13 protein-coding genes and 1 pseudogene are annotated in these 15578 nt (G+C 75.5%); 13 read left to right on the top strand and 1 reads right to left on the bottom strand.

Translation table 11 applies throughout. The features are described 5' to 3' along the window. The first annotated feature begins 320 nt into the window (after positions 1–320). Both ACQ614_RS35805 and ACQ614_RS35800 read left to right on the top strand, forming a co-directional pair. Positions 321–1538, top strand: a complete 1218-nt coding sequence (locus ACQ614_RS35805; RefSeq protein WP_431683290.1) for an aminotransferase class V-fold PLP-dependent enzyme — start codon at positions 321–323, stop codon at positions 1536–1538. 128 nt (positions 1539–1666) lie between these two features. Continuing rightward, a complete protein-coding gene (locus ACQ614_RS35800; protein ID WP_363487876.1) occupies positions 1667–2197 on the top strand; it encodes a CGNR zinc finger domain-containing protein in 531 nt (176 codons plus the stop codon). A 45-nt stretch (positions 2198–2242) separates the two neighbouring features. Here ACQ614_RS35800 and ACQ614_RS35795 read toward each other — a convergent pair whose 3' ends face one another. Further along, positions 2243–3109 (bottom strand): DUF1015 family protein, encoded by an 867-nt coding sequence (locus tag ACQ614_RS35795; protein ID WP_431683289.1) that lies wholly within the window; start codon positions 3107–3109, stop codon positions 2243–2245. Between the two features lie 780 nt (positions 3110–3889). On the opposite strand from ACQ614_RS35795, the gene ACQ614_RS35790 reads away from it, so the two are divergent. The 11 genes and pseudogenes from ACQ614_RS35790 (at position 3890) to ACQ614_RS35740 (ending at position 15578) form a co-directional block, all read left to right on the top strand. Next, positions 3890–5260 carry a cystathionine beta-synthase gene (locus ACQ614_RS35790; protein WP_431683288.1) on the top strand — a complete coding sequence of 457 codons (1371 nt, stop codon included), beginning with the start codon at positions 3890–3892 and terminating at the stop codon, positions 5258–5260. A gap of 112 nt (positions 5261–5372) precedes the next feature. Then, positions 5373–6539 carry a Glu/Leu/Phe/Val family dehydrogenase gene (locus tag ACQ614_RS35785; protein WP_431683287.1) on the top strand — a complete coding sequence of 389 codons (1167 nt, stop codon included), beginning with the start codon at positions 5373–5375 and terminating at the stop codon, positions 6537–6539. Positions 6540–6633: 94 nt separating this feature from the next. After that, positions 6634–7401 carry an SDR family NAD(P)-dependent oxidoreductase gene (locus ACQ614_RS35780; RefSeq protein WP_431683286.1) on the top strand — a complete coding sequence of 256 codons (768 nt, stop codon included), beginning with the start codon at positions 6634–6636 and terminating at the stop codon, positions 7399–7401. Between the two features lie 52 nt (positions 7402–7453). Then, positions 7454–8746, top strand: coding sequence for a threonine synthase (gene thrC, locus ACQ614_RS35775; protein WP_431683285.1), 1293 nt, complete (start codon positions 7454–7456; stop codon positions 8744–8746). A gap of 89 nt (positions 8747–8835) precedes the next feature. Beyond that, positions 8836–9117: a MoaD/ThiS family protein gene (locus ACQ614_RS35770; protein ID WP_431683284.1), complete on the top strand. Its 282-nt coding sequence runs from the start codon at positions 8836–8838 to the stop codon at positions 9115–9117. A 222-nt stretch (positions 9118–9339) separates the two neighbouring features. Then, positions 9340–10479, top strand: a complete 1140-nt coding sequence (locus ACQ614_RS35765; protein ID WP_431683283.1) for a Glu/Leu/Phe/Val dehydrogenase dimerization domain-containing protein — start codon at positions 9340–9342, stop codon at positions 10477–10479. A 5-nt stretch (positions 10480–10484) separates the two neighbouring features. Beyond that, positions 10485–11237, top strand: a pseudogene (locus ACQ614_RS35760) (NAD(P)-dependent oxidoreductase); the annotation flags it as partial. Between the two features lie 71 nt (positions 11238–11308). Beyond that, a complete protein-coding gene (locus ACQ614_RS35755) occupies positions 11309–11464 on the top strand; it encodes a hypothetical protein (RefSeq protein ID WP_431683282.1) in 156 nt (51 codons plus the stop codon). Continuing rightward, complete coding sequence (locus tag ACQ614_RS35750) at positions 11461–12603, top strand: sulfotransferase family protein (protein WP_431683281.1); 1143 nt, start codon at positions 11461–11463, stop codon at positions 12601–12603. Before ACQ614_RS35755 ends, ACQ614_RS35750 begins: the two co-directional genes overlap by 4 nt. Positions 12604–12648: 45 nt before the next feature. Continuing rightward, positions 12649–13875 carry an ABC transporter substrate-binding protein gene (locus ACQ614_RS35745; protein ID WP_431683280.1) on the top strand — a complete coding sequence of 409 codons (1227 nt, stop codon included), beginning with the start codon at positions 12649–12651 and terminating at the stop codon, positions 13873–13875. Further along, entirely contained in the window at positions 13872–15578 is a 1707-nt protein-coding gene (locus ACQ614_RS35740; RefSeq protein ID WP_431683279.1) for a thiamine pyrophosphate-dependent enzyme, read from the top strand. Before ACQ614_RS35745 ends, ACQ614_RS35740 begins: the two co-directional genes overlap by 4 nt.

The following is a 15578-nucleotide window of genomic DNA, read 5'->3' as shown; positions in this document are numbered from 1 at the left end:
TGCTCGCCTACGACGCCGTCCGTCTGCTCACCGAACGGGGACGGCAGGCCGTCCGCCTCAACGACGGCATGCTGGAGTGGCGCCTCGCCGACCTCCCGTCACCGAGGGCGTTTAGGGGGTGCCCGTCAGGGGCGCCGGGGTGGTCGTTCAGGGGCGCGGGGAACTGTGCAGCGCGGGGAACCGCGCAATTGGGATGCGGCCCGTCGTACAGATCACGGCTTGGCCCATACCGTTGTGAGGCCCGCACTCGGACTGCGCAGTTCCCCGCGCCCCTGGTGGGCACCCTGAAGAGCACCGAGAACCCCGAACGGACCCACGACGTGATCCCTGCACCGCGCCCCCTGCTCCTGCCGGACGGCCGGCCCGCCGCCGAGGCGTGGACCCTGGACCCGGCGATGAAGCACCTCAACCACGGCTCGTTCGGCGCGGTGCCGCTGGCCGCCCAGCAGGAGCAGCAGCGGCTGCGCGAGCAGATGGACCGGGCGCCGGTGGTGTGGTTCCCGGCGCTGCCCGGCCGGGTGGCCGCCGCGCGGGCCGCCGTCGCCGAGTTCCTGCGCGTGCCCGCCGGCGACCTGGCCCTGGTGCCCAACGCCAGTGCCGGGGCCAGCGTCGTGTACGGCAGCCTGCCGCACCGGCCCGGGGGCGAGGTGGTGGTCACCGACCACGGCTACGGCGCGGTCACCATGGGCGCCGAGCGGCTGGCCCGCCGCTGGGGCGGCACCGTCCGCACGGCACGGGTGCCGCTGGACGCCGGCCCGGAGGAGGCCGCGGCGGCGGTGCTCGCCGAGGTCACCGACCGGACCGGCCTGATCGTGCTGGACCACATCACCTCGGCGACCGCCCGCTGGATGCCCGTCGCGGCGGTCGGCGCCGCCGCCAGGGAGCGCGGCGTCCCGCTGCTGCTCGACGGGGCGCACGTGCCCGGCCTCGCCGAGGACCCGCTCGACGGGCTGGAGTTCGACGTGTGGGTGGGCAACCTGCACAAGTTCGGCTGCGCGCCGCGCGGCACGTCCGCGCTGGTGGCCCGCTCCGAACTGCGGCACCGGCTGTACCCGCTGATCGACTCCTGGGCCGCCCGCGAGCCGTTCCCGGAGCGGTTCGACACCCAGGGCACGACCGACGCCACCGGCTACCTGGCGGCCCCCGCCGCCCTCGACCTGATCGAGCGCACCTGGGGGTGGAAGACCGCCCGCGACTACCTGGGCGAACTCGCCGACTACGCCGAGCAGATCATCGGCGCGGCCTTCGCGGACGCCACCGGCGAACCCTCCGCGGTGGACGTCGGCATGCCGGTCAACGCCCTGCGGCTGGTCCGGCTGCCGGACGGGCTGGCGCCCGACCGGCTCGCCGCCGACGCGCTGCGCGACCGGGTCGCGGCCGAACTGGGCGTCGAGGCGGCGTTCACCAGCTTCGGCGGCACCGGCTACTTCCGGCTGTCCACCCACGTCTACAACACGCCCGAGGACTACGAGTACTTCGCCGACTGGTGCGTACCCGCCCTCACCGCCTGGGCCAGGAACGGCCGGACGGAAGGCTGAGCCCACCGGCGGCCCGGACGGTCTCCGGAGGGGCCCCTGCTACAGTGGCGGGCCGGGGTGCCGGCCGCCGATCCGCGGCCAGGCCCACCCCGTTCCGGTACACACAGAGCGATCGCGGGGCGGGGCCGGTGGACGATCTGGAGCTGGCGGTCAAGCTGGTCAACACGGTCTACGCGCTGGCCGATCCGCCGGACAGCCTGACCGACGTCTCGCGCTACCGCCACGAACTCGTCCGGCTCGGCGAGCCCGGACTCGCGGCCGAGCTGACCGCTGCCGATCTCGAACCGCTGCGGATGCTGCGCGAGCGGCTGCGCGGGGTCTTTCACGCGGGGACACCGGCCGAGGCCGCCGTGCTGCTCAACGGCCTGGTGCGGGAGGCGAACGCGGTGCCGCAGCTGCTGCCCGACGGGCGGGGCGGGGCCAGGATCGACTGGGGCTCCGACCGCCACGGCTACTCCGCGCTCGCAGCCCGCCTGCCGGGCGCCCTGGTCTCCTTCGTCGCGGACAAGGGCGTGCGCCGGCTCGGCATCTGCGCCGCCGCGCCGTGCGAGTGCGTCTTCGTCGACCGCACCCGGCCGGGCAACCGGCGCTTCTGCTGCGACGCCTGCAACGACCGGGCCGCCGCCGCGGCCTACCGCGACCGCCGCCGCGCGGGCTGATCCGGTCCCGTTCGGCGGGCAGTGGGCCGGCGGGCGGCCGGTCGCTCACGTCCGGTGCAGCGGCCGGAGGACCAGCCCGGTCGCGGGGTGCGGCACGGCGGGTGCGCCGTCGGGGGCCACCACCAGGACGAGCCCGGCACCGCCTCCCGGAATGCGCCAGTCCCGCAGCCGGTGGTAGGCGAGGTAGCGGTGTCCGCCGTCGGCGACGACGGCCTGACGGCCGGCCAGACATCGCCGGATCTCGGCCAGGTCCGGCTGCCGCTGCACGGCCCAGATCCGGTGGTCGGCGCCGTCCGCCGTCCGGACGGCCGCCAGCGGGGTCCGGTCGGCCAGTTCCGCGACGGCCCGCAGGGCCGGGCCGGCCCCGGCGTGCCGCAGGACGACCGGTTCGGTCTGGGCTCCGACCACCCGCATCCGCGCGAGTTCGCGGTCGGCGCGGGCCGGATCCGCCGCGGCGCCCGGCCCGGTGGCCGGGAGCACGACCCCCGTCCGGCCCGGCGCCAGGGGCAGTTCGCCGTACAGCCCGCGCCAGCGGCCGGCCGGCCCGTCCTGCTCGTAGAGGTACAGCGCCGGTTCCGGGTCCTGGCGCAGGACGCCGCCCGCCACCCAGGCCCGGTAGCAGCGGGAGGCGCGCTCCCAGCGCTCGGCCGCGCCGGCGGCGGCACCGCGGGCCGTACCGGCGTCGTCGGGCTGCAGCAGGTGCAGGACGCTGTGCAGTCCGTCCGCCCGGTGGCGGCGGGCCTGCCCGGTGGTGAGCGTGTCGGCGGCCGGCGCGACCGCGGAGTGCAGCGGTACGGCGGCGGGGTCGTAGCGCAGCGCGCGGAACGGCAGCAGCGGGATCCCCGGCTCCAACAGGGGCGGCCGGTGCGCGGCGGGCTGTGCGCTTGCGGGCGGGAACGAACGGGTCGGCATCGCGGCCTCCGTGGCGATCGGGGTCGGGCGAGCGGATGGGCGGGCAGCTGCGGGCGGGTCCACTGCCTGTACGTGGCTTGCGGGCTGCGGCCGTTCGGCGAAAAGCAGGGGCGCAGGGCGCGCGGAACGGCGCCGGGAGTGGGCGCCGAAGGCTGGTGAGCAGGCCCTCGGACGGCCCGTGGCATCGGAGTTCCGGACATCGGCCGGGGCCGGGACGACGGTGGCGCGCGGCAGGTACCGGCGCCAGCGGGGTGCGGGGGCAGCGTAACCGGGCCGCACTCCGCCGACCAGAGCGCGCCGGGCAAGGGCGCCGGCGCTCCGGCCGGTCCCCGGGTGTACGGCGCGCAGTCGCCGGACCGACGGAACGTCAGGTCAGCACGGCAGTAGGGCGGTCCCGTTCCGGCGGCGGTCACCGGCTCCGCAGGCGGCGTCCGATCGGCGATGCCGATCGGTCCGTTGACCCAAGCGGAATGTTCCTCCTACAGTCGATCGCATCATCAGCTAGACGCAGTTAGCAAGTGGCACACTCGCTTGAAGTTCGAGAAATCTCGAACACGAGACATGCCCTAATGCTTGATAGCAAGTGACATTGCCGCCATGCCGGAGAGCCCGGGGCGAACGGTCGGACAGCTCGTCCGCCGTAGGCCCGGTCCCGGCAGCGGCCCGCCCGTGACCGGGTACCGCAGCGCCCCGGGGTGCGGGCGGTGCGGCCCGGCGCGATTCCGTCAGGCGCATCCGTCGTCCGTCCGGCAAGGCCATGACCAGTCCGGGAGCCATGACATGCAGTTCGCTGATTCGATCCTCGACGCGGTCGGTGACACGCCGTTGGTCCGTCTCCGACATGTCGTCGACACCAGAGCGCTGGTGCTCGCCAAGGTCGAGTACCTCAACCCCGGCGGGTCCGTGAAGGACCGCATCGGGCTCGCCATGCTCGACGCAGCCGAGCGCTCCGGCGCGATCCGCCCCGGCGGCACCATCGTCGAGCCGACCTCCGGCAACACCGGCATCGGCCTCGCGATGGCTGCCCAGCAGCGCGGCTACCACTGCGTCTTCGTCGTCCCCGACAAGGTCAACGAGGACAAGCAGGCGGTGCTGCGGGCGTACGGGGCGCGCGTGGTGGTCTGTCCGACCGCCGTGCCGCCCGACCATCCCGACAGCTACTACAGCGTCTCCGACCGCCTGGCCCGGGAGATCCCCGGCGCCTGGAAGCCCGACCAGTACGCCAACCCCGCCAACCCCCGTGCCCACTACGCCTCGACCGGCCCGGAGATATGGCGGCAGACCGAGGGCCGGATCACCCACTTCGTGGCCGGTGTCGGCACCGGAGGGACCATCAGCGGCACCGGACGCTTCCTCAAGGACGCCTCCGCCGGGGCGGTCCGGGTGATCGGCGCCGACCCGGAGGGCTCGGTGTACTCGGGCGGCGACGGCCGGCCGTACCTGGTGGAGGGCGTCGGCGAGGACATCTGGCCGGGCAACTTCGACCGGTCCGTGTGCGACGAGGTCCTCGCGGTCAGCGACCACGAGGCCTTCGCCACCACCCGGGCGCTGGCCCGCCGCGAGGGCCTGCTGGTGGGCGGCTCCTCCGGTCTGGCGGTCGCCGCCGCGGCCAGGGCCGCCCGCGACCTCGGCCCGGACGACGTCATGGTCGTGCTGCTGCCGGACGGCGGCCGCGGCTACCTCTCCAGGATCTTCAACGACACCTGGATGGACGCCCACGGCTTCGGCGACGCCACCGAGGGCGACCTGCGGGTGCAGGACGTGCTGCGGGCCAAGCGGGACGCGCTGCCGCTGCTGGTCTTCGCCCGTCCGCAGCAGACCGTCGCCGAGTCGATCGACCAGATGCGGCGGCACGGCATCTCGCAGCTGCCGGTCATGCTCGACCGCCACCCGGCCAACATCGCCGAAGTGGTCGGCTCGGTCACCGAGTCGGACCTCTTCGACGGCCTCTCCTCCGGGCGGATCTCCTCCGCCGACCCGGTGCGGGCCCACATGTCGGCACCGCTGCCGTTCGTCGGCGCGGCCGAGCCGGTCGCCACCGCGATCGGCGCCCTGAGCCGGCACCCCGCCGTCATCGTCGCGGACGAGGGCCGCTCCAGCGACATCCTCACCCGCCACGACCTGCTCGGCTTCCTGACCGCACACGCGTGACCGGCAGGCCCGGGCCGGGCTCCGGCGAGGAGCCCCTCCGACCGCACCACCCCGCCCACCGGGGCGGGCCCACAACAGCACCCGTTCCCATCCCGAACCGAAGGAGCACAGCATGAAGATCCGTGTGTTCGTCGACAACGACGAGGCCGACCTGCACGCCTTCGTCATCGTGGACAGCCTCGCGCAGGGACGCGCCATGGGCGGCACCCGGATGACCCCGGGCGTCACGCCCGACGAGGTCGCCGAGCTCGCCCGCAAGATGACGATGAAGCTCGCGCTCGCCGGGCTGGACATCGGCGGCGCCAAGGCCGGCATCGTCTGCGGGCTGCCGCTCGGCCCCGAACGCGACCGCGTGCTGGCCGAGTTCGGCAAGGCCGTCTCCCCGCTGCTGCACGGCGGCCTGTACCTGGGCGGCGACCAGGGCGTCTCGCACCGCGACCGCGACGTCTTCTTCGACGCCGCCGGCTTCGACGCCACCCTCGCCACCGACTCCACCGGCCTGCCCTGCAGCTGGCCCGAGCTGTGGAAGAAGTGCTCGGACGTCACCGGCTTCGGCGTCTGCGAGGGCATCGACCAGGGTGTCGACACCCTCGGCATCCGCGGCGAGTGTCGCACCGTCGCCATCCAGGGCTTCGGCTGCGTCGGCAGCGCGGTCGCGGCGGGCCTGTCCGCCCGCGGCTTCACCGTCGTCGCGGTGGCCGACCGCGAGGGCACCGTCAGCCACCCGGACGGCCTGCCGCTGGAGGCCCTGTTCGCCGCCACCGACAGCGCCGGCACCATCGACCGCGGCCGGCTGCCGGAGGGCCTGACCCTCGACCCGACGCCGGACGCCTGGCTCGACGTGGACGCCGACGTGCTGGTGCTCGCCGCGGGCGGCGACGCGATCACCGAGGCCAACGCCGACCGGGTGCGGGCCCGCATCGTCGCCGAGGGCGGCAACTGCACCTGCACCCCGGGGGCGCAGCGGGCCCTCGCCGCGCGCGGCGTCAAGGTGCTGCCGGACATCGTCGTCAACACCGGTGGTGCGGCCGTCACCGCGCTGCTCCTCACCGGTGAGGCGCCCGCCGAGGCGATGGCCGACGCCGACACGCTCACCGCCTGGCTCTACCGCGAGGTCGGCCGCCGCATCCGCCGCAGCACCGACCGGTTGCTCGAGTTCGCGGAGAGCAGCGGCCTGCAGCTGATGGACGCCGCCGCCGAGCTCGCCGACCGCAGGCTCGCCGAGCGGGAGACCGCCGGGACCGCCGGCGGCCGCACCACCGCGCTCAGCCTGGTCTGACCCGGTCCCGCCGTCGCGGGGGCGGTGCCGCTCCCGCCCCCGCGACCGGCCGACCACTCACCACACCACCACGACGACGGACGAGGAGAGCACCGTGCGCTTCACCGACAAGGCCCTGCTCATCACCGGCGGCACCGCCGGCATCGGGCTGCGCACCGCCGAGCGGGCGCTCGCCGAGGGCGCGCGGGCCGTGGTCGTCACCGGACGGGACGCGGGCCGCGGTGCGGAGGCCGTCCGCCGGCTCGGCGACCGCGCGCACTACCTGCCGCAGGACGTCACCGACGAGCACCGCTGGGAGGAGGTGGTGAAGGAGGCGGAGGCGGTCGGCGGCCCGCTGGACGTCCTGGTCAACAACGCCGGCCACGCGGGCACCGAGGAGCGCCAGGACCCGGAGCACATGTCGCTGGCGGAGTGGCGGCGGCTGACCGCCAGCAACCTGGACAGCGTCTTCCTCGGCTGCCGGGCCGCGATCCGGGCGATGCGCGGGCGCGGCGGTGCGATCGTCAACCTCTCGTCCACCGCGGGCCTGGCGGGCACGCCTGCCTTCGCCGCCTACGGCGCGGCCAAGGCCGCGGTCGCCCACCTGACGCGTTCGGTGGCGCTGTACTGCGCGCGCAGCGGCTATCCGATCCGCTGCAACTCCGTCCACCCGGCGCTGGTCGAGACCGACCTGCGCGACCGCATCCTCGACCACTTCCACCCCGACCGGGAGACCGCCCTGGCCGGCTACCTGGCCCGGGTGCCGCTCGGCACCCTCGGCACCACGGACGACGTGGCCGCCGCCGTCCTCTACCTCGCCTCCGACGACGCCGCCTACGTCACCGGCACCCAGCTGGTGGTCGGCGGGGGCCTGGGCAGCTGACCCGTTCCGCGGCCCCGCGCCGGGCCGCCCCGCAGACCCCGAGGAGAAGCCCGTGAGCACCATCGACCTGAGCCCGACCGCCCTTCCGACCGCGCTTCCCGCCCTCCGCACCCCCGCACGCAGGCCCGACCTCGGACCCGCCACGGCCCTGGCCTGCCGCGAGTGCGGCAGCCGGTACGAGCTGGGCGCGCTGTACGCCTGCGCCGAGTGTTTCGGCCCGCTGGAGGTGGCGTACGAGTTCCGGGGCGTCACCCGGGAGTCGATCGGGGCCGGGCCGGCGAACATCTGGCGCTACCGTGGCCTGCTGCCGGTGCCCGAGGACGTCGCCGCCACCCGGAACACCGAGCCCGGCTGGACCCGCCTGGTGCGGGCCGACAACCTGGCCCGCGAGCTGGGGATGCGCGAGCTGTGGATCAAGGACGACTCCGGCAATCCGACGCACTCGTTCAAGGACCGCGTGGTCGCGGTCGCCCTGGCGGCGGCCCGCGAGCTCGGCTTCTCGGTGCTGGCCTGCCCGTCGACCGGCAACCTGGCGAACGCGGTCGCCGCGGCCGCAGCCCGGGCGGGCATCCGCTCGGTGGTGCTGGTGCCCGCCGACCTGGAGCAGGCGAAGATCGTCACCACCGCGGTCTACGGCGGCACCCTGCTGGCCGTCCGCGGCGACTACGACGACGTCAACCGGCTCGCCTCCGAGCTGTCCGGCGAGGAGGACTGGGCCTTCGTCAACGTCAACGTCCGCCCGTACTACGCGGAGGGGTCCAAGACGCTCGGCTACGAGATCGCCGAGCAGCTCGGCTGGCGGCTGCCGGAGCAGGTCGTGGTGCCGGTCGCCTCGGGCTCACAGCTCACCAAGGTGGACAAGGCCTTCGGCGAGCTCTCCCGGCTCGGCCTGGTGGAGGAGCGGCCGGTGCGGGTGTTCGGCGCCCAGGCCGGCGGCTGCGCCCCGGTGGCGACCGCCTTCAAGGAGGGCCGGGACGCGATCCGGCCGGTGCGGCCCCGCACCATCGCCAAGTCGCTCGCCATCGGCAACCCCGCGGACGGCCCGTACGCGCTGGACGTGTGCCGCCGCACCGGCGGCGCGGTCGAGGACGTGACGGACGACGAGATCCGCGACGCGATCCGGCTGCTCGGCCGCACCGAGGGCGTGTTCGCCGAGACGGCCGGCGGGGTCACCCTCGCCACCCTCCGCAAGCTGCTGCGCGAGGGCCTGCTCGACCCGGGCGCGACGACCGTGCTGCTCAACACCGGTGACGGTCTGAAGACCCTGGACGCGGTTTCGCCGCTGGTCGGCCCGACCGCGGAGATCGACCCGACGCTGGCCGCCTTCCGCGCCGCCGGCCTCTGACCGGCACCGCGCCCGCACCGACCGCCCGCACCCGACCGCCCGTCCCGTACCACCCGTCCCGCACCCGCCCCCGTCCGAGGAGGACCCGCATGACCGTCAACGTCCGCATCCCGACCATCCTCCGCACGTACACCGGCGGCGCCGGGGAGGTGAGCGTCGCCCCGGTCGGCGCCACCGTCTCCGACGTGCTGGCCGCGCTGGACGGCGACTACCCCGGCATCACGGCCCGCGTCCTCGACGAGCAGGGTGCGCTGCGCCGGTTCGTCAACCTGTACGTCGACGAGGACGACATCCGGATGCTCGACGGGCTGTCCACCGGCACCCGGCCGGGAGCCCTGGTGTCGATCATCCCGGCCGTCGCCGGCGGCTGACCCGCAGGCCGGGCGCCCGATCACAGGCATCAGATCCAAAGATCTGTTTGATTCTGACACTCGGCCGCCCGGCCCTCCCATCGAGGAATCCGATAGCAGGAGCACAGGGCGGCCGTACCGCTTGACGGCCGGTCAGCTCGGCTCTAGCTTTTCATCAGAAGCTAAAACTTATTAGGACATGACGACAACACATCCTTCCCACACCCCGGCAGAGGAGCAGTCATGACAGGGAACCCCGGACGCCCACCGGGCGGCGCCTCGCCCCTGCTGGCGACCTCCCTCACCTCCCCCGCCGACGGCCTCACCGGCTGGGTCGTGGTCGACTCCCTGGTCGACGGCGCCGCCATGGGCGGCACCCGGATGACCGGCACCGTCACCGAGGCGGAAGTCACCCGCCTCGCCCGGGCGATGACCACCAAGCTCGCCCTCGCCGGGCTGCCCATCGGCGGTGCCAAGGCCGGGCTCCGCTCCCCCGGCAACCGGCCCGGCGACCGCGAGCGCGCCCTGCGCGCCTTCGGCCGGTCCGCGGGCCCGCTGCTGCGCGGCGGCGTCTACCTCGGCTGCGACCTCGGCACCCGCCACTCCGACCGCAACCTCTTCTTCACCGAGGCCGGCTACGACGCCCGCCGGATCGCCCGCACCCCGCGGCTGCCCGCCGACTGGGCGGAGCTCTGCGGCCGGCTCACCGACATCACCGGCAGCGGGGTGGCCGTCGCCGCCCTCACCGCCGCCCGCGACCGGCTCGGCGACCGGCCGTGCCGGGTCACCGTCCAGGGCTTCGGCACCGTCGGCCGGGCGGTCGCCCGCACCCTCGAGCGGCACGGCCACCGGGTGGTCGCCGTCGCCGACGCGTACGGCACCGTGCACGACCCGGACGGCCTGCCGGTCGACCGCCTCGCCGCCGCCACCGACCACGCGGGCACCATCGCCCGCGAGGCCCTGCCGGACTCCGTCGCACGCTACGGCGGGCTGGAGGCCTGGCTCGACATCGACACCGACGTCCTGGTGCTCGCGGCCACCGGCGACGCCGTCCGCGGCGACACCGCGGACCGGGTCCGGGCGCAGGTCGTGGTCGAGGGAGGCAACCTCTGCTGCACGCCCGGAGCGGCCGCCCGCCTGGCCGAACGCGGCATCACCCTGGTGCCGGACGTCGTCGCCAACGTCGGCGCCGCCGCGGCCGTCGGCGCACTGCTCACCGGCCGTGCACCGGCCGGCCTCACCACCGACGCCCTCGTGCACAGCCTCTTCGACCTGGTCGCCGAGACCGTGCGGCGCAACACCCGGGACGTCCTGGAGATCACCGGCGCCGGCGGCACCGATCCCGTGCCCGCCCTGCTCGCCCACCGCAGGAAGGCGGCCTGAGCCCGATGACGACAGCACACACCGCCGGCACGGCACCCGCCACCGGCTGGCACGGCCTCGACGTCCGCCTCGCCCACAGCAAGATGGCGCCCAAGCTGCTGCCCGTCCTCGAGGGGGCGCCCGGCATCCGGCTGCACGTCTCGGAGACGGTGACCGCGGACGACGCCGACGTGCTCGTCGGCTTCCAGTTCCCGCCCGGCAGCCTGGCCGGTCTCGGGCGGCTGCGCTGGCTCCACCTGACCGGCACCGGCACCGACCACCTCGCCGCCGCCGGCCTGCGCCCGGATGTCCTGGTCACCAACTCCGCGGCGGTGCCGGTCACCGCCGTCGCCGAGTACGCCCTGGCCGGCCTGTTCACCCTGCTCAAGGACGTGCCGGAGCTGGTCGGCCGCAGCGACGCCCCCTGGTACCGCTCGGACGCCGTCCTGCTCGCCGGGAGCACCGTCGCGGTGGCCGGGGCGGGCCGGATCGGCCGCGCCCTCGTGGAGCGGCTCGCCGCCCTGGGCGCCCGGCCGGTCGCCGTCACCCGCACCGGCGAGGTGCCCGTGCCCGGCGCCGTCCGCACCGTGGCGGCGGCGCGGCTCGCCACCGAGGCCGCCGGCTTCGACCACCTGGTCGCCTGCCTGCCGGGCACCCCGCAGACCCGCGAACTGATCGGCGCCGACGTCCTGGCCGCGCTGCCCGCGCACGCCGCCGTCGTCAACGTCGGACGCGCCGAGACCGTCGACAACTCCGCCCTGCACGCCCTGCTGCGGGCCGGCCGCTGCGCGGCGCCTTCGTCGACGTCCACGACGCCGAACCGCTGCCCGCCGACGACCCGGTGCACGCGGTGCCGCGGCTGGTCGTCTCCCCGCACCGCGCCTTCGCCTTCCCCGGCGAGCCCGCCGAGGTCGCCCGGACGCTCCTGGCGAACCTGGACGACCTCCGCGCCGGCCGCACCCCGCGCGACCTCACCCCCTGGCCCAGCGAAAGGAACGCGTCATGACGACCGCAGCCGCACCGGCGGGCCGCACCAACCCGGCGGCGGCCGCCGGCCCCGCACCCTTCACCGAGGCCCTGCACCGCTTCGCCGGCGCCCTGCAGGACGAGGCCCGGCTCCGGCCCGAGGACGTCCAGCCGGTGTGGCGCTCGGTGCTGCGCTCCCAGGAGGTACTGGCCGACACCGCCGCCCTGCACACCGCCGACCCCTCCCTCGGCCGGCTCGACCTGAACGGGCCGGTGTTCGTCATCGGCTTCCTGCGCACCGGCAGCACCCTGCTGCACAACCTGCTCGGCCTGCACGAGGACCTGCACAGCCCGCTGCTGTGGGAGCTCACCAGCCACACCGACGCCGTCCGCAGCCCGCACGCCCACGACCGGCTGCGCAGCCGGGCCCAGGAGTACGTCGAGGACTACTACCGCAAGGCCCCGGACCTGCCGACCATCCACTACATCGACGCCGGCCGCCCCGACGAGTGCCACCGGCTGCTCGCCAACACCTTCCACAGCATGGTGCTGGAGATGCGCTACCGGGTGCCCTCCTACGGGGAGTGGCTGCACCGGCAGAGCCTCGCCGAGCCGTACCGCTGGCACCGCAGCCAGCTGCAGACCCTGATGAGCCTGCACCGGCAGGACGACGGCACCCTGCCGGTGCCCGTCCTCAAGTGCCCCTTCCACACCTGGTTCCTGCCGGACCTGGTGCAGGCGCACCCCGATGCCCGGTTCATCCACCTGCACCGCGACCCGGTCGAGGTGGTCGGCTCCACCGCCAGCCTGTGCCGCACCCTGCGCGGCGCCCGCAGCGACGAGGTCGACACCAAGGAGATCGGCGACCAGTGGTTCGGCCGGATCACCGGCCTCTCCCAGCAGCTCGCCGACGACCGCGACGGCCTGATCGCCGGCCGCCCGGTGCTCGACATGCCGTACGAGCGGCTGGTCGGCGACCCGCAGGCGGCGATGCGGCAGATCTGCGCCTTCGTCGGCGTGCCGTACACCGCCGGGTTCGCCGCCGCGGTCGACGACCACCTGCGCGACCGGCCCGCCCGGGCCCGCGGCCGGCACGTGTACCGCCTCGAGGACTTCGGGCTCACCGCCGACGCCGTCACCGGCGCCACCGCCGACTACCGCAAGCGCTTCGGCGTCTGACCCGCCGCACCCCGCACCCACCGCCCCGACCAGGAGGAGCCCACCGTGTCCCTGTCCTACGAGGCCGCCGAACGGGCCGCCGAGCTGATCGAGCAGCAGAACCGCACCGCCGGGGAGCACGCGCTGCCCGTCGGCGTCCTCACCCCGCTCACCCTGCCGGGCGACCCGGTGGCCGGCGAACTGTGCGTCCGCGGCGCCGTGCTCGGCGCCCGCTACGCCGCCGAGCACGGCATCGGCGACGGCGTCCGCCTCTTCCTCGCCAACGACCAGATCGGCGCCGACCGGGAGCACATGTCCCGCACCGCGGTCGGCGGCCTCGGCAAGCTCGCCTTCGTCGACCGGGTGAGCGCGCTGATCGGCCAGTGGCACCTGCGCACCACGCCCGGTGTGGCCGCCGCCGCGGAGGAGATAGGCCTGCCGACCTTCATCGAGAACGGCCACAACACCGTCAACCTCGGCCGCCGGCACGTCTTCCGCACCTACTTCTCGATCGCCGACCGGGCCCCCCTGATGGCCGGCTTCATCCGCAAGCAGGGCTGGCGGCGGATCGCCCTGGTCGCCGCCGACACCGTCTTCGGGCAGATGCTCGCCGACACCCTGCAGCAGACCCTGGTCGACACCGTCGAGGGCGTCGAGGTGCTGCGGATCGACTTCCCGCAGGACGGCGTCACCGACCTCGACGCGCAGCTCGGCGAGGTCGCCGCGTTCGGCCCCGACCTGCTGCTCAACGCGGCCGTGGTGCGCACCAACTACATGGTGATCGCCTCCGCTGTGGCGGCCGGCGTGCTGCCGGGCGTGCCGATGATGGTGTGCTTCCCCTTCCCGATGCGCTCGCAGGACTACTGGGCGCTGGCCGGCGAGGCCGGCGCGGGCGTGGTCTGGCCGGCCACCCGGTTCAGCCCCGACTGGCCGGGTCTGAGCGAGGTCGGCCGCTGGTTCGTCGGGACGTATGAGGCCGAGTTCGGCAGCGCCCCGCCGGACAACGCGCTGAACGCCTTCACCGACGTGGTGGTGCTCGCCCAGGCCGCCCGGGCCGCCGGCAGCACCGACCGCACCGAGCTGCAGGAGGCGCTGGAGGGCGGCACCTTCGACACCTGGCGCGGCCCGGTCACCTTCACCTGGACGGAGGAGACCGGCCACCACGACACCCCGGAGATCGTGCTGATGCACTACCGGCACACCGGGGACAGCGCCCAGGACGCCGTCGTCGTCTGGCCGCCCGAGTCCGCCACCGGGGACTACCTCGACCCGTCCACGGCGGTGCGGCGATGACCGCCGCGGCACCCGTCCGCCCGGGGACGGCACCCCGCCCGGCCGCGGCCCGCACCACCGTCGCCCACGCCGTGCTGCGGTTCCTGCGCGGCACGCTCGGCGTCGACCGGCTGTTCACCGTGCCCGGCGAGGCCTTCCTCCCGCTGCTGGACGCCGCGGGTGGCGACGGCGCACTGACCGTCGTCACCACCCGGCACGAGAGCGGCGCGGCCTTCGCCGCCCTCGCCGACGCCCGGCTGACGGGCCGTCCGGCCGCCGTCGCCGTCAACCGCTCGCCTGGCGCCACCAATGCCAGCATCGCCCTGGACGCCGCCACCGCCGACCCCACACCGCTGCTGCTGGTCGTCGGCGGCGCCGACCGCGGCACCGACCCCGTCCTCGGCTTCCAGGGCACCGACATCGCGGCACTGCTCGGCGGGATCGCCCCCGTGGTCGTGCTGGACGACCCGGAGTCGCTGCCCGCCGCGTTCGCCCGGATCGCCCGGGCGCTGCGCGGGCCCGTCCCCGGCCCGGCCGTGCTGGTCGTCCCCGAGGACCTGTGGGACGAGCGGGCCGAGGTGCCGGAGGCCGACCGGCCGCTGCCGCCGCGGGCCGCGCCGCCCGCCGCCGCACTGGCCGCCGCCGACCGCGTCCGCGACCTGCTGGCCGCGGCCGAGCGCCCGGTCGTGCTGGCCGGCCGGCTGCTGCGCCGCGGCGGCGCCGCGGGCGCGCCGGGCTCGGCGCTCGGCCGGTTCGCGACCGCCGCCGGCGTGCCGGTCCTGCTCGGCAACAAGCAGCAGGACCTGCTGGACAACCGCCACCCGCACTACGCCGGCCACCTGCACCTCGGCACCCCGGCCGCGACCCGGGCCCGGTTGGCCGCCGCCGACCTGGTGGTGCTGCTCGGCGACCTCCCGGACGAGGTGCACCTGGCGGGCTGGCACGATGCCGGCACCCGGCTGGTCACCGTCCACCCGGACCCGCGCGGCCCGGGCGAGCTGCTCGCCGCCGACCCGCTCGCGGTGCTCGCCGACCTCGCGTCCGGCGACGCCGGCGGCCCGGTCGGCGCCCCGGCGGCGGCCGCCCGGGAGGAGTGGCGCGCCGGCTGGCGGGCCCTGGAGGACACGCTGGCCGTGGCCGAGCCGCGGCCCCGCGAGGACGGCGTGGACTTCGCCGAGGTCGCCGCCGCGCTCGACCGGCGGCTGCCCGACAACGCGGTCCTCACCCTGGACGCGGGCAACTTCAGCAGCTGGATCCACCGCCACGTCCGGCTGCGCGCCGGGCAGCGGCTGCTCGCCCTGGCGGGCGGCTCGATGGGCTTCGGGGTGCCCGCCGCGCTCGCCGCGGCGCTGCGCTGCCCCGACCGCACGGTGGTCGCCGTCGTCGGCGACGGCGGGGTGCTGATGACCGGCAACGAGCTGGCCGCGGCCCGCGCCGCCGGCCGCCGGCCCGTGGTGATCGTCGCCGACAACGGCAGCTACGGGACCATCCAGGCGCACGCCGCGCGGCGCGGCGCCGGCCACGACTGCGCGACCTCCCTGGCCAACCCCGACCTGGTGCTGTGGGCCCGCTCGTTCGGCCTGCCCGCCGAGTCGGTGGCCCATCCGCACCTGGTCGGCCCGGCCGTCCGCCGGGCGCTGGCCTCCCGCGACGGATACCTCCTGCACGTCCGCACCAGCCTGCAGGCCGTGCACGCCAACTTCGACCTGCCGTCCGATTGTTAG

Origin of the sequence: Kitasatospora dryopteridis, assembly GCF_050749075.1 — a bacterium.
GTDB lineage: Bacteria > Actinomycetota > Actinomycetes > Streptomycetales > Streptomycetaceae > Kitasatospora.
Note: the sequence above shows the minus strand (reverse complement) of the source record. Positions and strands in the feature narration are given on the sequence as shown.